Genomic DNA, 13,547 nt, shown 5'->3' with positions numbered 1-13,547 from the left:
TCATGGCTCTCTCTCTTCGACAACAAGCCCAGCGCCGTACGGAGCGCACCCGCCGCCGCCTGAAGGGCGTCGCCAACGGCCGTCTGCGCCTGTCGGTGCACCGTTCGGACAAGAACATCTCGGCCCAGATCATCGACGACCTGAACGGCGTCACGATCGCCTCGGCCTCCTCGCTGGAAGGCGAGAAGGGCAAGAAGGCCAAGGGTTCGGACGTCGCCGCAGCCGCTCTGATCGGCAAGCTGGTCGCCGAACGCGCCCTCGAGAAGGGCATCAAGGATGTCGTCTTCGATCGCGGCGGCTACATCTATCACGGACGGGTGAAGGCGCTGGCTGATGCCGCGCGTGAAGCCGGCCTGAACTTCTAAGGACGCGACAGATGGCGCAAACTCCCCAACGTGGCGGCGGCGGCAACGATCGCAACCGTCGTGACAACCGCAACGCTCCCGCCGAAGGTCCGGATTCGGACATCGTCGAGAAGCTGGTGCACATCAACCGTGTCGCCGCCACCGTCAAAGGCGGCCGCCGGTTCTCGTTCGCGGCCCTGATGGTCGTCGGCGACGGCAAGGGCCGCGTCGGCTTCGGTCACGGCAAGGCGCGCGAAGTGCCGGAAGCCATCCGCAAGGCGACCGAAGAAGCCAAGAAGACCATGATCCGCGTTCCGCTGCGCGAGAACCGCACCCTGCACCACGACGGCAACGGCCGTTGGGGCGCCGGCAAGATCATGATGCGCGCCGCCCCTCCCGGGACCGGCGTCATCGCGGGCGGTCCGATGCGCGCCGTGCTCGAAACCCTCGGCGTCCAGGACGTCGTCGGCAAGTCGACCGGTTCATCGAACCCCTACAACATGATCCGCGCCACGTTCGAGGCCCTCAAGGTCCAGTCGTCGCCCCGTCAGGTCGCGTCCAAGCGCGGCAAGAAGGTCGCCGATCTGATGGGCCGTCGCAACGACGGCGCCTCGGCTCCGGAAGCGGCGCCTGAAGCCCAGGAAGCCTGAGACCATGGCCAAGACTGAAACCAAGACCACCGTCACCATCCGTCAGACGGGCAGCCCGATCCGCCGCAAGTCGGACCAGCGCGCCACCCTGTCGGGTCTGGGTCTCAACCGCATGGGCCGCGAGTCCACGCTGGAAGACACCCCCTCGGTCCGCGGGATGATCGCCAAGGTCGCCCACCTGACCGAGATCGTCGAAAAGTAACTACCGTGACCCTTCTCCCCTCGGGGGAGAAGGTGGCCCGTAAGGGTCGGATGAGGGGGCTGCTTGATGCAGACTCCCTCATCGTCGTATAGGGCGACGCGGATCGAGCCCCCTCATCCGTCTCGCTTCGCGAGCCACCTTCTCCCCCGAGGGGAGAAGGAAAAAACACACAGCCGAGTCCGGTCCCAGACCGGGCGCTAGCACCCGAAAGGATCAGGCACATGAAACTGAACGAAATTCGCGACAACGAAGGCGCCCACAAGAAGCGCATGCGCGTCGGCCGTGGCCCGGGCTCGGGCAAGGGCAAGACCGCCGGTCGCGGCGTCAAGGGTCAGAAATCCCGTTCGGGCGTCGCCATCGGCGGCTTCGAAGGCGGCCAGATGCCGCTGTACATGCGTATGCCCAAGCGCGGCTTCAACAATCCGGGCGCGCTGAAGCTGGCCGAAGTGAACCTGTGGCGTCTGCAGGACGCCATCGACGCCAAGAAGCTGGACATCAAGGGCGAGATCAAGGGCGACGCCCTGGTCGCGGCCGGCGTGATCCGTCGCGTCAAGGACGGCGTCCGCATCCTGGGCACCGGCGAGATCAAGTCCAAGCTGAACCTGGTCGTCTGGTCGGCCTCGGCCGGCGCCGTCAAGGCCATCGAGGCCGCCGGCGGCACCGTGGTGCAGGAACGCATCGCCGCTGAAGCCAAGGCCGCCGCGCGCGTCGAGAAGCGCAACGCCGCCAAGGGCAAGGCTCCGGCCGCCAAGGCGCCGCGCGGCGACGCCAACAAGATCTCGGCCCGTACGACCCGCACCGCGGCTCGCACTGCAAAATAAGCTTGAGGGGCGCTCTCGCTAAGAGGGCGCCCTTCGCCTATCTGGACGCTGGCGCCGGATTCACGTCCGATACGCCGCCTTCTGATCAGTCGGGGTGACGACACATGGCTTCGGCCGCCGAACAACTCGCAGCAAACATGAACATGGGCTCGTTCGCGAAAGCGACCGAGCTTCACAAGCGTCTGCTGTTCACGATCCTGGCCCTGCTGGTCTACCGCATCGGCACCTATGTGCCGATCCCCGGGATCAACTCGGAAGCCTTCCTGCAGTTCTTCCAGAACCCGGACGGCCAGCGCGGCATCCTGGACATGTTCAACATGTTCTCGGGCGGCGCCGTCGAGCGCATGGCCGTGTTCGCCCTGAACGTCATGCCCTACATCTCGGCCTCGATCATCGTCCAGCTGATGGGCGCGGTCTATCCGCCGTGGGAGAAGCTGCGGAAAGAAGGCGGCGAGAGCGGCCGCAAGCAGCTGAACCAGTACACCCGCTATCTGACCGTGGTCCTGGCCCTGTTCCAGTCGACCGGCATCGCCATCGGCCTGAACGCCCAGCCTGGTCTGATCGACAGCCCCGGCCTGTTCTTCATCGTTTCGACCATCACCACCCTGACCGGCGGGACCATGTTCCTGATGTGGCTGGGTGAGCAGGTCACTGCGCGCGGCGTCGGCAACGGCATCTCGCTGATCATCTTCGCCGGCATCGTCGCCGTCCTGCCGGGCACCATCGCCCGTCTGTTCGGCCTGGCCCAGCAGGGCCAGATGTCCGCCTTCACCCTGCTGTTCATCGCCGCGATGATGATCGGCGTCGTGGTCTTCATCGTCTTCATGGAGCGGGCCCAGCGCCGGCTGCTGATCCAGTATCCCAAGCGCCAGGAAGGCAACCGCATGGCCGGGGGCGAGCGTTCGTTCCTGCCGCTGAAGGTCAACACCGCCGGCGTCATCCCGCCGATCTTCGCCTCGTCGCTGCTGATGCTGCCGACGACGGTCGCCCAGATGACCGCCAACGCCAACCTGCCGTCGTGGATGGAGTGGCTGCCGCTGGTCACCGCCCAGATGCAGCACGGCCAGCCGGTCTTCATGCTGCTGTACGGCGCGCTGATCGTCTTCTTCTGCTTCTTCTACACCTCGATCACCTTCAACCCCGAGGACACGGCCGAGAACCTGCGCAAATACGGCGGCTTCCTGCCGGGCATTCGTCCGGGCAAGCGGACGGCGGAATATCTGGACTATGTCCTGACCCGCCTGACCGTGATCGGCGCCGCCTACATCACCGCGGTCTGCCTGCTGCCGGAAATGGTCATCGCCAACTTCGGATCGGGCCTCGCCTTCGGCGGCACCTCCATCCTGATCGTGGTCTCGGTGACCATGGACACGGTGGCGCAGATCCAGTCGCAGCTGCTGGCGCACCAGTACGAAGGCCTGATCAAGAAGGCCAAGCTGCGCGGCCGCGGCAAGACCGCCGGCACGGGCAAGACTCCGGGCAAGGGCGTCACCGCCCCGGCCCGGCGCTAGACCCTTCGGGGGGAGGGGCGGCGATGAATCTGATCCTGTTCGGACCGCCCGCGGCGGGCAAGGGCACCCAGGCCAAGCGGTTGGTCGAGGCCCGCGGCATGGTCCAGCTGTCGACCGGCGACATGCTGCGCGAGGCCATCGCCTCGGGCTCTGACCTCGGGCGCGAATGCCAGGCCATCATGTCGCGCGGCGATCTGGTCTCGGACGCGATCGTCATCGCCCTGATCGAGGCCCGGCTGAAGGAAGCCGGGGAGGCGGGCGGCGCGATCTTCGACGGCTTCCCGCGCACCGTGGCCCAGGCCGAGGCGCTGGACGCCATGCTGGCCAAGCTGGGCAAGCAAATTGACCGGGTTGTCCGGCTCAAGGTCGATGACGCCGCCCTGCTGGAACGGGTCGCGGTCCGTTTCGCCGACCAGGGCCGTCCGGACGACAATCCGGAGAGCTTCAAGGTCAGGCTGGACGCCTACAACCGCAACACCGCGCCGCTGCTGCCCTACTATGCCGACAAGGGCCTGCTGGTCGAGATCGACGGCATGGGCGCGATCGCCGAGGTGGCCAGGTCCATCGACGCGGCGTTGGACGGCGCCGCCGCCTGAACCTCGCCTGACCTTTTGGCGCGCCGCGCGTTCATGTCCGAGTGATAGGACGTGAGCGTGCGGATCCAGCCTCCATATCTGACCCGGAAGCGCCTGCGGACGGCCGGCATCGTCGTGGGCGTTTCGGCGGCGCACCTGCTGGTGTTCGCCGTCATCGCGCGCACCCAGGCCGACATACCCGTGCTGCCGCCGGCGCCGCCCATAGAGGTGGTGCTGTTCCGCCCGACGCCGCCTCCGCCGCCACCCCCGCCGCCGCTGCAGCCTACGCCCGACCCGGGCGGCGGCAAGCCTGCCGCGCCGTCGCGCATCCACGTTACGCCCAGGCCGGCCGACAAGCCGCGTGAACTGCCAGCCCCGCCCGTGCCTGCTCCCGAGCCCGCGCTCGTGATCGGCATGGCTCCCGTGGCGGGCCCGACGCCGGGCATGGGGCAGGGCGGCACGGGCAATGGGACCGGCACGGGCGACGGCGACGGCGAAGGCCCGGGATCGGGCGGCATCGGCCCCCGGTTCGTTCGCGGCGCCAGCCAGGCCGAAATCTTCAGCGTCGTGCCCCGTGGGCGGCGTCAGGGCCGAGGCTCCGTCAGCTGCGTCATCCGGCTGGATCAAAGGCTCGACGACTGCCGCGTGGTCAGCGAGACGCCGCCTGGGCAGGGGTTCGGGGCTGCCGCCGTGACTGTGGCGGAAGCCTATTTCCGTTTCCGTCCGCCGATGAGCGCTTCAGGGCGTCCGGTCGAGGGCCAGCGCGTCACCGTCTTCGTCCAGTTCGGACGCTGATCGAGTCCTTCCGAAGCCGCGGCAGGCGTTGACGCGACGGGAATCCCCTGTATAAAGCGCGCTTCCGCGAAGGACGTCGGCGCTCCTGGTCTGTTGACCGGAGCGTTTGTTGCGTCCGTCAACGCGTATCTGGAGAGCTTCGTGGCCCGTATCGCTGGTGTCAACATCCCGACCAACAAGCGCGTAGAGATCGCGCTGCAGTACATCCATGGCATCGGCGCCCACGCCGCCAAGGAGATCACGACCAAGGTCGGCATCGAGCCCGCCCGTCGCGTGAACCAGCTGACCGACGCTGAAGTGCTGCAGATCCGCGAGACCATCGACCGCGATCACACCGTCGAAGGCGACCTGCGCCGTGAGACGTCCATGAACATCAAGCGTCTGATGGACCTGGCCTGCTACCGCGGCCTGCGTCACCGCAAGGGCCTGCCGGTCCGCGGTCAGCGCACCCACACCAACGCCCGCACCCGCAAGGGTCCCGCCAAGCCGATCGCCGGCAAGAAGAAGTAAGACAGACACATGGCCAAGGAACCGGGTCGCGTAAAGAAGCGCGAGCGCAAGAACATCACCTCGGGCGTCGCCCACGTGAATGCGTCCTTCAACAACACCATGATCACGATCACCGATGCCCAGGGCAACGCGATCTCGTGGTCGTCGGCCGGACACATGGGCTTCAAGGGTTCGCGCAAATCGACCCCGTACGCCGCCCAGATGGCCGCCGAGGACGCGGGCAAGAAGGCCCAGGAACACGGCGTCAAGACGCTGGAAGTCAACGTTTCGGGTCCCGGTTCCGGCCGGGAATCGGCCCTGCGCGCCCTGCAGTCGGTCGGCCTGACCATCACCACCATCCGCGACGTCACGCCGATGCCGCACAACGGTTGCCGTCCGCCCAAGCGCCGCCGCGTCTAAGCGAACCACAACCGACCGACTATCTCCGCCGGTCCTGACGCCCCTGACGAGGAGCGAGGGACCGGCGAACTCCGTTTTCGAGGGACACCCATGATCGAACGTAACTGGCAAGAGCTGATCCGTCCCGAGAAGCCGCAGATCGAGGCGAGCTCCGACCCGCAGCGCAAGTCGCGCCTGGTCGCCGAGCCCCTGGAACGCGGCTTCGGCGTGACGCTCGGCAACGCCCTGCGCCGCGTTCTCCTGTCGTCGCTGCAAGGCGCCGCCGTGACCGCGATCCAGATCGACGGCGTCGTGCACGAATTCTCGTCGCTGGAAGGCGTGCGCGAGGACGTGGTCGACATCGTGCTCAACATCAAGCAACTGGCGCTGCGCATGCACGCCGAGGGCCCCAAGCGCATGACCCTGCGCGCCACCGGCCCCGGCCCGGTGACCGCCGGCCAGATCGACGTCCCCGCGGACATCGAGGTGCTGAACCCCGACCACGTCATCTGCACGCTGGATGACGGCGCTTCGGTGCGCATGGAACTGACCGTCCAGAACGGCAAGGGCTATGTCGCCTCCGAGCTGAACCGTCCGGAAGACGCGCCGATCGGCCTGATCGCCGTCGACGCCCTGTATTCGCCGGTCAAGCGCGTCGCCTATCGCGTCGAGCCGACCCGTCAGGGCCAGTCGCTGGACTATGACAAGCTGATCCTCGAGGTCGAGACCAACGGCGCGGTTTCGCCCGTTGATGCTGTTGCGTACGCCTCGCGCATCCTCCAGGACCAGCTGCAGATCTTCATCACCTTCGACGAGCCCAAGAAGGCCGTGGAAGCCGCCGACGGCAAGCCGGACCTGCCCTTCAACCCGGCCCTGCTGAAGAAGGTGGACGAGCTGGAACTGTCGGTGCGTTCGGCCAACTGCCTGAAGAACGACAACATCGTCTACATCGGCGACCTGATCCAGAAGACCGAGGGCGAAATGCTTCGCACCCCGAACTTCGGCCGCAAGTCGCTGAACGAGATCAAGGAAGTCCTGATGACGATGGGGCTCAGCCTCGGCATGGATGTGCCGAACTGGCCGCCGGAAAACATCGAGGATCTGGCCAAGAAGTTCGACGACCAGATCTAGTTTCAACCCTCCGCCCTTGGTTCTGTCAGGTTTTCTGGCCGGATCGCGGAGCGGTTAGAATGAGAAAGCCCCAGGTCCGCGAGCCGGATACCAGGGTTGAGTAGGAGAGACCCCGATGCGCCACGGCGCCGCCTATCGCAAGCTCGGTCGTACGAGCGCACACCGGACCGCCATGTTCGCCAACATGGCTGCGTCGCTGATCAAGCACGAGCAGATCACGACCACGCTTCCCAAGGCGAAGGAACTGCGTCCCTTCGTCGAGAAGCTGGTCACGCTCGCCAAGAAGGGCGATCTGCACGCACGCCGTCAGGCCATCAGCCAGGTCCGCGACGTTCCGCAGGTCGGCAAGCTGTTCGAGACGATCGGCCCGCGCTACGCCGACCGTAACGGCGGCTATATCCGCATCATGAAGGCCGGCTATCGCCACGGCGACAACGCCGCCATGGCCGTGATCGAGTTCGTCGATCGCGACGCCGACGCCAAAGGCCTGGACTCGGGTCCGGTCTACGCCATCGAGGGCGACGACGAAGCGTAGGCTTCGGCCGTTGGGGCCACGACAAAAGGGCGGCCGGTGCGAACCGGCCGCCCTTTTTCCTTGTCCAGGAACCAATATATTTCGGGCGATACATCCTCCACATCGCGGTGACGACATGGGCGACAACGACCACATCCACGCTATCCCGCCGCCGGTCCGGTCATGACCCTCGTCATCCGTCCCTATCGCCCCGACCACGCCGCCGCCTGGCGGACGTTGAACGAGGACTGGCTGATCGCCGGGGGCTATGCGCTCGAGCCCAAGGACCAGCTGGTGCTGGGCGACCCGAGGGGGTCCATCCTCGACAAGGGCGGATTCATCTTCATCGCCGAGCGCCACCGCGAGCCGGTCGGCTGCTGCTCATTGATGGCCATGGCCGACGGCGGCTATGAGGTGGGCAAGATGGCGGTCCGCGCGGGCGCGCGCGGCCTGAACCTCGGCTGGCGGCTGCTGGACGCCTGCGAGGCGGCGGCGCGGGCGGCCGGGGCTCCCCGCCTGTATCTGGAGACCAACAAGGCACAGACCCACGCCATCGCCCTGTACCGCCGTTTCGGCTTCGTCGACCTTCCGCCGCAGCCGACGCCCTACGCCCGCTGCGACGTGTGGATGGAGAAGCGGTTCTGACCGCTATTCCTTCGACAGGTCCTGCCGCCTGAACCAGGCCAGAGCCCCGACCAGAGACAGGATCGTCCACAGCGACAGCCCCGTCAGAGAGCGCCACACAGTCCCGTCGCTATAGGGCGCGGGCAGGGCCCCGGGCGCCACCGCCGCCTTCAGGGTGTCATAGGCCAGGCCGGGCAGCAGCAGCTGCGGCAGCCACATCTGCGGCTCCCAACCCAGCAGCGGCATGGCCGTGCCGACGATTCCCTGCACGAAGCCAAGGGCCCAGGGCACGAACAGGGCGGCCAGCAACGACCGCGTCATGACCGCCGTCAGCAGGGCGATCATCGTGAACTGGACGATGCGGACATAGGACAACAGACCGATCAGGGCCGCGCGCCCGGCCTCGGCGCCGTCCATCGCGAAGTTCATGCCGCGCTGGTAGACCACCGCCTCGGCGATCAGGAAGACGAAGCTGGCCGCCAGGAACAGCAGGCTCACGCCGATGGCCAGCATCTTGACCAGGCCGACCTTGGCGAGGATCAGCGAGACGCGGTCATTGCGCGCGCTGATCAGCCGCCACGACTCCCAGCGGTAGTCGCCCGCATAGATCGTCGCCGCGCCGATCAGCATGCAGATCAGGATCACGCCGTTGGCGCTCCCCGAGGCCGCGAACGAGAAGGCCTCGGCGAGATTGATCGGCTCGACCGATGCGGGGAGGGCCAGACCGATCTTCCCGGCGGCCTCGTCGCCCTTGGACTTGCTGACCATGTGGAAGAGTACGCCGCCGATCGCGAACAGCAGCGGGACAAGCACCACGCTGACGAACACCTGCAACCGGTTCAGGGAAAATCGATAGGCCTCGGCCCGGAGTGCATCAGCCAGCATGGGGTGTCTCCGGAGCGCGGATGGAGCCGGTTTCGGTGAAGAAGACGCTTTCCAGATCGGTGCCGACCCAGCGGGCCTCGTCGATCTCGATCCCGGCTTCCACGAGGGCGCGGATCAGCGCCGGCCCTTCGGCCCGGGGCACGTTGGCCAGCACGCCCGCACCATCCCGCGAGCCCCGGGAGCCGAGGATGGCGATGACCTGGTCCACAGGTTTCACCGACAGGCGAAGTTGCTCGCCTGACGCCGTCAGCTCGCTCACCGCGCCTTCGCGCACCAGCCGGCCCCTGTGCAGGATCGCCACGCGGTCGCAGATGCGCTGCACCTCCTGCAACTGGTGGCTGGCCAGAACGACGGTCACGCCGTCGTGGTCGGCCAGGGACCGGATCAGGGCCCGCATTTCCTGGATGCCGGGGGGATCCATGCCGCTGGTCGGTTCATCCAGAATGACCAGTTCGGGGTTGCTCATCAGCGCCGCGGCGACGCCCAGCCGCTGCAGCATGCCGACCGAGAAGCCCTTGACCTTGCGGTCGGCGGCCTCGGTCAGGCCGACGCGCTCCAGCCAGCCGGGAACATCGACCTCGGCGCCGACGCCATGCTCCAGCGCCAGCCAGCGCAACACCTGGCGCGCGGTCATATAGGGCGGGAAACGCGGGGTCTCGATCATCGACCCCATCCGGCGCATCGACGCCACCTGGCCCACGGGTCCGCCCATCACGGTGGCGGAACCCTCCGTCGGCCGGATCAGGCCCAGCAGGATCCGGAACAGGGTCGACTTGCCGGCCCCGTTCGGCCCCAGCACGCCATAGACCCCGCCCTGGGGGATGGTGAGATCCAGCCCGTCGAGGGCGCGCACGGTTCCGTAGGTCTTGGTCAGGCCCCGGGCTTCGATCACGGTTGTCATGCCGTCAGCTTGGCCTTGCCCCGTCGTTTCACGCAAGACGTCGCGGCATTAAGCTTTCGCAACCTCGGCTTGCGGGACCTCGGGGGAGACGGGCGACGGCGTTTCCGCTAGAAGGCGCGTCCGTTTTTCGAGCCTCCCATGTCCGCCCTCAACCGCCTCCGCACCCATCGCGCCGCGCTCGCCTTCATCTTCGTGACGGCGGTGCTGGATATCGTGGCCATGGGCATCATCATCCCCGTCCTGCCGCAACTGATCGAGGATTTCGTCGGCTCCAACGCCCGGGCGGGGGTCATCAACGGGGTCTTCGTGGCCCTGTGGGCCGGGATGCAGTTCATCTGCTCGCCGATCATCGGCTCACTGTCGGACAAGTACGGACGCCGTCCGGTCATCCTGATCAGCTGCGCCGGCCTGGCGCTCGACTATGTGCTGATGGCGGTCGCGCCCGACCTGTGGTGGCTGGCGCTGGGGCGAATCATCGCCGGGATCACCTCGTCCAGCTTCACCACCGTCTACGCCTACATGGCCGACATCACCGCGCCCGAGAAACGGGCCCGCGCCTACGGCCTGATCGGGGCGGCCTTCTCGGGCGGCTTCGTGCTGGGGCCGGTCCTCGGCGGCTTCCTCGGCGAGTTCGGCCCGCGCGTGCCCTTCTGGTTCGCCGCCGGCCTGTCGACCGTGGCCTTCCTCTACGGCCTGCTGGTCCTGCCCGAGAGCCTGCCGGTCGAGAAGCGGATGGCGTTCAGCTGGAAACGCGCCAATCCGGTCGGTTCCCTGATCCTGCTCCGCCGCCATCCCGAGCTCAGCGGACTGTCGGTCGTGAACTTCCTTCTGTATTTCGCCCACCACGTCTTCTCGGCGGTGTTCGTGCTGTACGCCGCCTGGCGCTACGGCTGGGGGCCGCGCGAGGTCGGCCTGCTGCTGGCCCTGGTCGGCGTGCTGGACATGCTGGTGCAGGGCGTTCTGGTAGGGCCGGTCGTCAAGCGGCTCGGCGACCGCACGACCATGGTGCTGGGTCTGGTCGGCGGCACGATCGGGATTGCGGCCATGGGCTGGGCGCCCGACGGCCTGATGTTCATCCTCGCCATGCTGCCCAACGCCCTCTGGGGTCTGGCCATGCCGACGCTGCAGTCGCTGATGACCCGCCGGGTCGGCGAGGACGAGCAGGGCCAGCTGCAGGGCGCGAACATGAGCGTGGCCTCGATCGCCGGGGTCATGTCGCCGCTGTTCTTCGGCTGGGTCTATTCGCTGTCCGTGGGCGAGTTCGCCGTCATCCAGATGCCGGGTCTGGCCTTCTATCTGGCCGCCGTGGTGCTGCTGCTGGCGGCCGTCATCGGCTGGCTGGTGGGGCGAGGGCAGGAACGCCGCGACGCCGTGTCCGTTCAGGCCCCGCCCGCGCCTTGATCCGGTCCAGAATTCCGGGCGGAATGGCGGCGCCAGAGGCTTGCTGATTGAACCGGATGACCATGAAGACGCGCACGCTCGCCATCGCCGCCGCCCTGATGCTCTCGGCCTGCGGCCAGCCCAACGACACCCAGGCCCAGGACGGGGTCTTCGCGGACAACCGGGTTGTGCCCGGCGGCGATCAGGCGATGAAGGCCAGCTTCGCGCCGGTTGTGCGCGAGGCGGCGCCCGCCGTCGTCAACATCGCCGCGCGCGGGGTCCAGGTGGTCCGCGATCCCTTCTTCGGCATTCCCGGTCAGCGCCAGACCGGTTCTGTGGGGTCGGGCGTCATCGTGCGTCCCAATGGCGTCGTGGTCACCAACTACCACGTCATCAACGGCATGCAGCAGATCAAGGTCGTGCTGAACGACCGGCGAGAGTTTGACGCCCGCATCGTCCTCGCCGACGAGCGCTCCGACATCGCCGTGCTGCAGCTGGAGGGCGTCAACGAGCGCCTGCCGACCCTCAACATCGACGACCGCGAGGAACAGCAGGTCGGGGACCTGGTCCTGGCCATTGGCAATCCGTTCGGCGTCGGCCAGACGGTGACCAACGGCATCATCTCGGCCCTGAACCGGACCGAGACGGGCATCAGCGACAGCGGCTCCTTCATCCAGACCGACGCGGCCATCAATCCCGGCAACTCGGGCGGGGCGCTGGTCGACATGGACGGCGACCTGATCGGCATCAACACCGCCATCTTCTCGCGTTCCGGCTCGTCGTCCGGCGTGGGCTTCGCCGTGCCGGCCGCCGCCGTGCGCCGGGTGGTCGAGTCCGCCGTCGGCGGGGCCACTACGGTGATCCGGCCGTGGCTGGGTGTGAAGGGCGAGGCCGTCAGCGCCGACGTGGCCCGCAGTCTGGGGCTCGACCGGCCGCAGGGGCTGGTCGTCACCGAGGTCTGGCCGGGCGGACCGGGCGCCCGCGCGGGCCTGCAGGAGGGCGATGTCATCACCGCCATCGACGGCGCCGAGATCAACGATCAGGGCGGTCTGAACTTCCGCGTCGGCACGCGAGAGCCGAACGAGACCGTGCGGGTGTCTATGCTGCGTGACGGGCAGGCGCGGACGCTGGACGCGCGGGTGCAGCGGCTGCCGGGGAATGCAGAGCTCGAGAACGCCACGGTGATCCAGTCAGGCGGCCTGTCCGGCGCCCAGGTCCTGGGGCTGAACCCGGCCCTCGCCGACAGTCTGGGCGGCGATCCGTTCGCCAGCGGCGTGATCGTGGGGCGGGTCGCGGGCAACAGTTATGCGAGCCGGGGCGTGGGCGTCCGGGCGGGGGATGTCATCATGGCCGTCAACGACCGCCCGGTGACCTCCCCCCAACAACTGGCCAACTTGCCGCGAGGATCGCAGTTGCTGGTCGAGCGCCGGGGACAGCGGGGCGTGCTGGTGGTGCGCTAGACGGCCTGCCCGGGCCCGGCCCGCCCCGCGTCCAGCCGCTCCCGCCAGCGCTTCACATTGACGCCCCTCAGCAGCAGCCACAGGCACATCGCCGACTCGCCGATCAGCACCGGCAGCAGAATCCAGGGACTGATCGCCTGGCCAAAGGCGGGGGCGAACAGCGCCCCGAAGGTGGCGACCAGATAGCAGACGCCGGCGAGCCCCATCATGACGCCGAGGAACCTGGGCAGGTATCCCGACCGGAAGACCAGCGTCCCGATGAGAAGGCAGGCGAAGCCGAAGAAGATCAGGGCGATATGGAAGGAGATGTCATGCGCGGTGAGCATCAGGTCCGCCATGGCATGGACCTGGTCGGGCGCGAAGGCGGCGGCATGGCCCGGGTCGGTCAGGACGGGGGCGACCATGAGCAGGAACAGCTTGCTGACGGTTTCGATGGCCAGCGAGACGCCGTTGAACAGCACGAACAGCAGAGCCAGGTTCTTGCTGGCCGGTTTCAGCAGCAGATACTCGATCCACAGCTGCGGAACCGCCAGGATCGGGACCAGCAGATTGCCGGCCACGCTCGTGCGCCAGACCGACTCCGCGCCGAGGATGTTGTGGGCGGTCGCCGCCGCGTCGCCGGGCACGACGAGGGCGCCCATGACGAAGCCTTCGGACCAGCCGCCGAAAACGATGACGAACAGATAGATCAGGCCGGCGAACCGGGCATAGAGCTGAGGCCGCGCCTCGATCGTCCAGCTTTTCATTTCGGGCTCTTCTTTGGAGGCTGCAGGCGGCCAGGATCAGGCGCACGGGCTTTCGCTCCGGGCCAATGACCCGGACGCAGGAACGGCATGTCGGCAGGTTCGGCCGCCGGTCGGGGCGGC

At 67.6% G+C, this 13,547-nt stretch carries 16 protein-coding genes and 1 pseudogene; 14 read left to right on the top strand and 3 right to left on the bottom strand.

The window, feature by feature from the left end:
* Positions 1-2: 2 nt before the first annotated feature.
* From rplR to PSV23_RS06745, 12 genes and pseudogenes are all read left to right on the top strand, one after another.
* On the top strand, positions 3-365 hold the full coding sequence (gene rplR / locus PSV23_RS06800) for a 50S ribosomal protein L18 (protein WP_300467189.1): 363 nt from the start codon (positions 3-5) through the stop codon (positions 363-365).
* Between the two features lie 11 nt (positions 366-376).
* Positions 377-994, top strand: a complete 618-nt coding sequence (gene rpsE / locus PSV23_RS06795) for a 30S ribosomal protein S5 (RefSeq protein ID WP_300467187.1) — start codon at positions 377-379, stop codon at positions 992-994.
* A gap of 4 nt (positions 995-998) precedes the next feature.
* Entirely contained in the window at positions 999-1,196 is a 198-nt protein-coding gene (gene rpmD, locus PSV23_RS06790) for a 50S ribosomal protein L30 (protein ID WP_300467185.1), read from the top strand.
* A 221-nt stretch (positions 1,197-1,417) separates the two neighbouring features.
* Positions 1,418-1,858: pseudogene (gene rplO, locus PSV23_RS06785) on the top strand (50S ribosomal protein L15); the annotation flags it as partial.
* Positions 1,859-2,121: 263 nt separating this feature from the next.
* Complete coding sequence (gene secY, locus PSV23_RS06780) at positions 2,122-3,528, top strand: preprotein translocase subunit SecY (protein ID WP_300467183.1); 1,407 nt, start codon at positions 2,122-2,124, stop codon at positions 3,526-3,528.
* A gap of 23 nt (positions 3,529-3,551) precedes the next feature.
* On the top strand, positions 3,552-4,124 hold the full coding sequence (locus PSV23_RS06775) for an adenylate kinase (protein ID WP_300467181.1): 573 nt from the start codon (positions 3,552-3,554) through the stop codon (positions 4,122-4,124).
* Positions 4,125-4,181: 57 nt separating this feature from the next.
* Positions 4,182-4,898: an energy transducer TonB gene (locus tag PSV23_RS06770; protein WP_300467179.1), complete on the top strand. Its 717-nt coding sequence runs from the start codon at positions 4,182-4,184 to the stop codon at positions 4,896-4,898.
* 141 nt (positions 4,899-5,039) lie between these two features.
* Positions 5,040-5,408 carry a 30S ribosomal protein S13 gene (gene rpsM, locus PSV23_RS06765; protein ID WP_055832177.1) on the top strand — a complete coding sequence of 123 codons (369 nt, stop codon included), beginning with the start codon at positions 5,040-5,042 and terminating at the stop codon, positions 5,406-5,408.
* A 9-nt stretch (positions 5,409-5,417) separates the two neighbouring features.
* Entirely contained in the window at positions 5,418-5,807 is a 390-nt protein-coding gene (gene rpsK / locus PSV23_RS06760; protein WP_013268944.1) for a 30S ribosomal protein S11, read from the top strand.
* Positions 5,808-5,897: 90 nt separating this feature from the next.
* Complete coding sequence (locus PSV23_RS06755) at positions 5,898-6,917, top strand: DNA-directed RNA polymerase subunit alpha (RefSeq protein ID WP_300467177.1); 1,020 nt, start codon at positions 5,898-5,900, stop codon at positions 6,915-6,917.
* Between the two features lie 115 nt (positions 6,918-7,032).
* Positions 7,033-7,452 carry a 50S ribosomal protein L17 gene (rplQ, locus tag PSV23_RS06750; RefSeq protein ID WP_300467175.1) on the top strand — a complete coding sequence of 140 codons (420 nt, stop codon included), beginning with the start codon at positions 7,033-7,035 and terminating at the stop codon, positions 7,450-7,452.
* A gap of 162 nt (positions 7,453-7,614) precedes the next feature.
* Positions 7,615-8,076: a GNAT family N-acetyltransferase gene (locus tag PSV23_RS06745; protein WP_300467173.1), complete on the top strand. Its 462-nt coding sequence runs from the start codon at positions 7,615-7,617 to the stop codon at positions 8,074-8,076.
* 3 nt (positions 8,077-8,079) lie between these two features.
* On the opposite strand, the gene PSV23_RS06740 is transcribed toward PSV23_RS06745, so the two are convergent.
* Both PSV23_RS06740 and PSV23_RS06735 read right to left on the bottom strand, forming a co-directional pair.
* Positions 8,080-8,940 carry a hypothetical protein gene (locus PSV23_RS06740; protein ID WP_300467171.1) on the bottom strand — a complete coding sequence of 287 codons (861 nt, stop codon included), beginning with the start codon at positions 8,938-8,940 and terminating at the stop codon, positions 8,080-8,082.
* Complete coding sequence (locus PSV23_RS06735; protein WP_300467169.1) at positions 8,930-9,841, bottom strand: ABC transporter ATP-binding protein; 912 nt, start codon at positions 9,839-9,841, stop codon at positions 8,930-8,932. The genes PSV23_RS06740 and PSV23_RS06735 overlap by 11 nt, the downstream gene beginning before the upstream one ends.
* A 138-nt stretch (positions 9,842-9,979) precedes the next feature.
* On the opposite strand from PSV23_RS06735, the gene PSV23_RS06730 reads away from it, so the two are divergent.
* Positions 9,980-11,242 carry a TCR/Tet family MFS transporter gene (locus PSV23_RS06730; RefSeq protein WP_300467167.1) on the top strand — a complete coding sequence of 421 codons (1,263 nt, stop codon included), beginning with the start codon at positions 9,980-9,982 and terminating at the stop codon, positions 11,240-11,242.
* A 62-nt stretch (positions 11,243-11,304) separates the two neighbouring features.
* On the top strand, positions 11,305-12,681 hold the full coding sequence (locus PSV23_RS06725) for a trypsin-like peptidase domain-containing protein (protein ID WP_300467165.1): 1,377 nt from the start codon (positions 11,305-11,307) through the stop codon (positions 12,679-12,681).
* Here PSV23_RS06725 and PSV23_RS06720 read toward each other — a convergent pair.
* Entirely contained in the window at positions 12,678-13,427 is a 750-nt protein-coding gene (locus PSV23_RS06720) for a DUF4386 domain-containing protein (RefSeq protein WP_300467163.1), read from the bottom strand. The genes PSV23_RS06725 and PSV23_RS06720 overlap by 4 nt on opposite strands.
* Between the last annotated feature and the right edge of the window lie 120 nt (positions 13,428-13,547).

Origin of the sequence: Brevundimonas sp., assembly GCF_029946145.1 — a bacterium.
Lineage (GTDB): Bacteria > Pseudomonadota > Alphaproteobacteria > Caulobacterales > Caulobacteraceae > Brevundimonas.
Note: the sequence above shows the minus strand (reverse complement) of the source record. Positions and strands in the feature narration are given on the sequence as shown.

Excerpts from the sequence above, each read along its gene's own strand:
- rplR (WP_300467189.1), top strand. The coding sequence starts at position 3 with ATGGCTCTCTCTCTTCGACAACAAGCCCAGCGCCGTACGGAGCGCACC.
- rpsE (WP_300467187.1), top strand. The coding sequence starts at position 377 with ATGGCGCAAACTCCCCAACGTGGCGGCGGCGGCAACGATCGCAACCGT.
- rpmD (WP_300467185.1), top strand. The coding sequence starts at position 999 with ATGGCCAAGACTGAAACCAAGACCACCGTCACCATCCGTCAGACGGGC.
- secY (WP_300467183.1), top strand. The coding sequence starts at position 2,122 with ATGGCTTCGGCCGCCGAACAACTCGCAGCAAACATGAACATGGGCTCG.
- PSV23_RS06775 (WP_300467181.1), top strand. The coding sequence starts at position 3,552 with ATGAATCTGATCCTGTTCGGACCGCCCGCGGCGGGCAAGGGCACCCAG.
- rpsK (WP_013268944.1), top strand. The coding sequence starts at position 5,418 with ATGGCCAAGGAACCGGGTCGCGTAAAGAAGCGCGAGCGCAAGAACATC.
- PSV23_RS06755 (WP_300467177.1), top strand. The coding sequence starts at position 5,898 with ATGATCGAACGTAACTGGCAAGAGCTGATCCGTCCCGAGAAGCCGCAG.
- rplQ (WP_300467175.1), top strand. The coding sequence starts at position 7,033 with ATGCGCCACGGCGCCGCCTATCGCAAGCTCGGTCGTACGAGCGCACAC.
- PSV23_RS06745 (WP_300467173.1), top strand. The coding sequence starts at position 7,615 with ATGACCCTCGTCATCCGTCCCTATCGCCCCGACCACGCCGCCGCCTGG.
- PSV23_RS06740 (WP_300467171.1), bottom strand. The coding sequence starts at position 8,940 with ATGCTGGCTGATGCACTCCGGGCCGAGGCCTATCGATTTTCCCTGAAC.
- PSV23_RS06735 (WP_300467169.1), bottom strand. The coding sequence starts at position 9,841 with ATGACAACCGTGATCGAAGCCCGGGGCCTGACCAAGACCTACGGAACC.
- PSV23_RS06730 (WP_300467167.1), top strand. The coding sequence starts at position 9,980 with ATGTCCGCCCTCAACCGCCTCCGCACCCATCGCGCCGCGCTCGCCTTC.
- PSV23_RS06725 (WP_300467165.1), top strand. The coding sequence starts at position 11,305 with ATGAAGACGCGCACGCTCGCCATCGCCGCCGCCCTGATGCTCTCGGCC.
- PSV23_RS06720 (WP_300467163.1), bottom strand. The coding sequence starts at position 13,427 with ATGAAAAGCTGGACGATCGAGGCGCGGCCTCAGCTCTATGCCCGGTTC.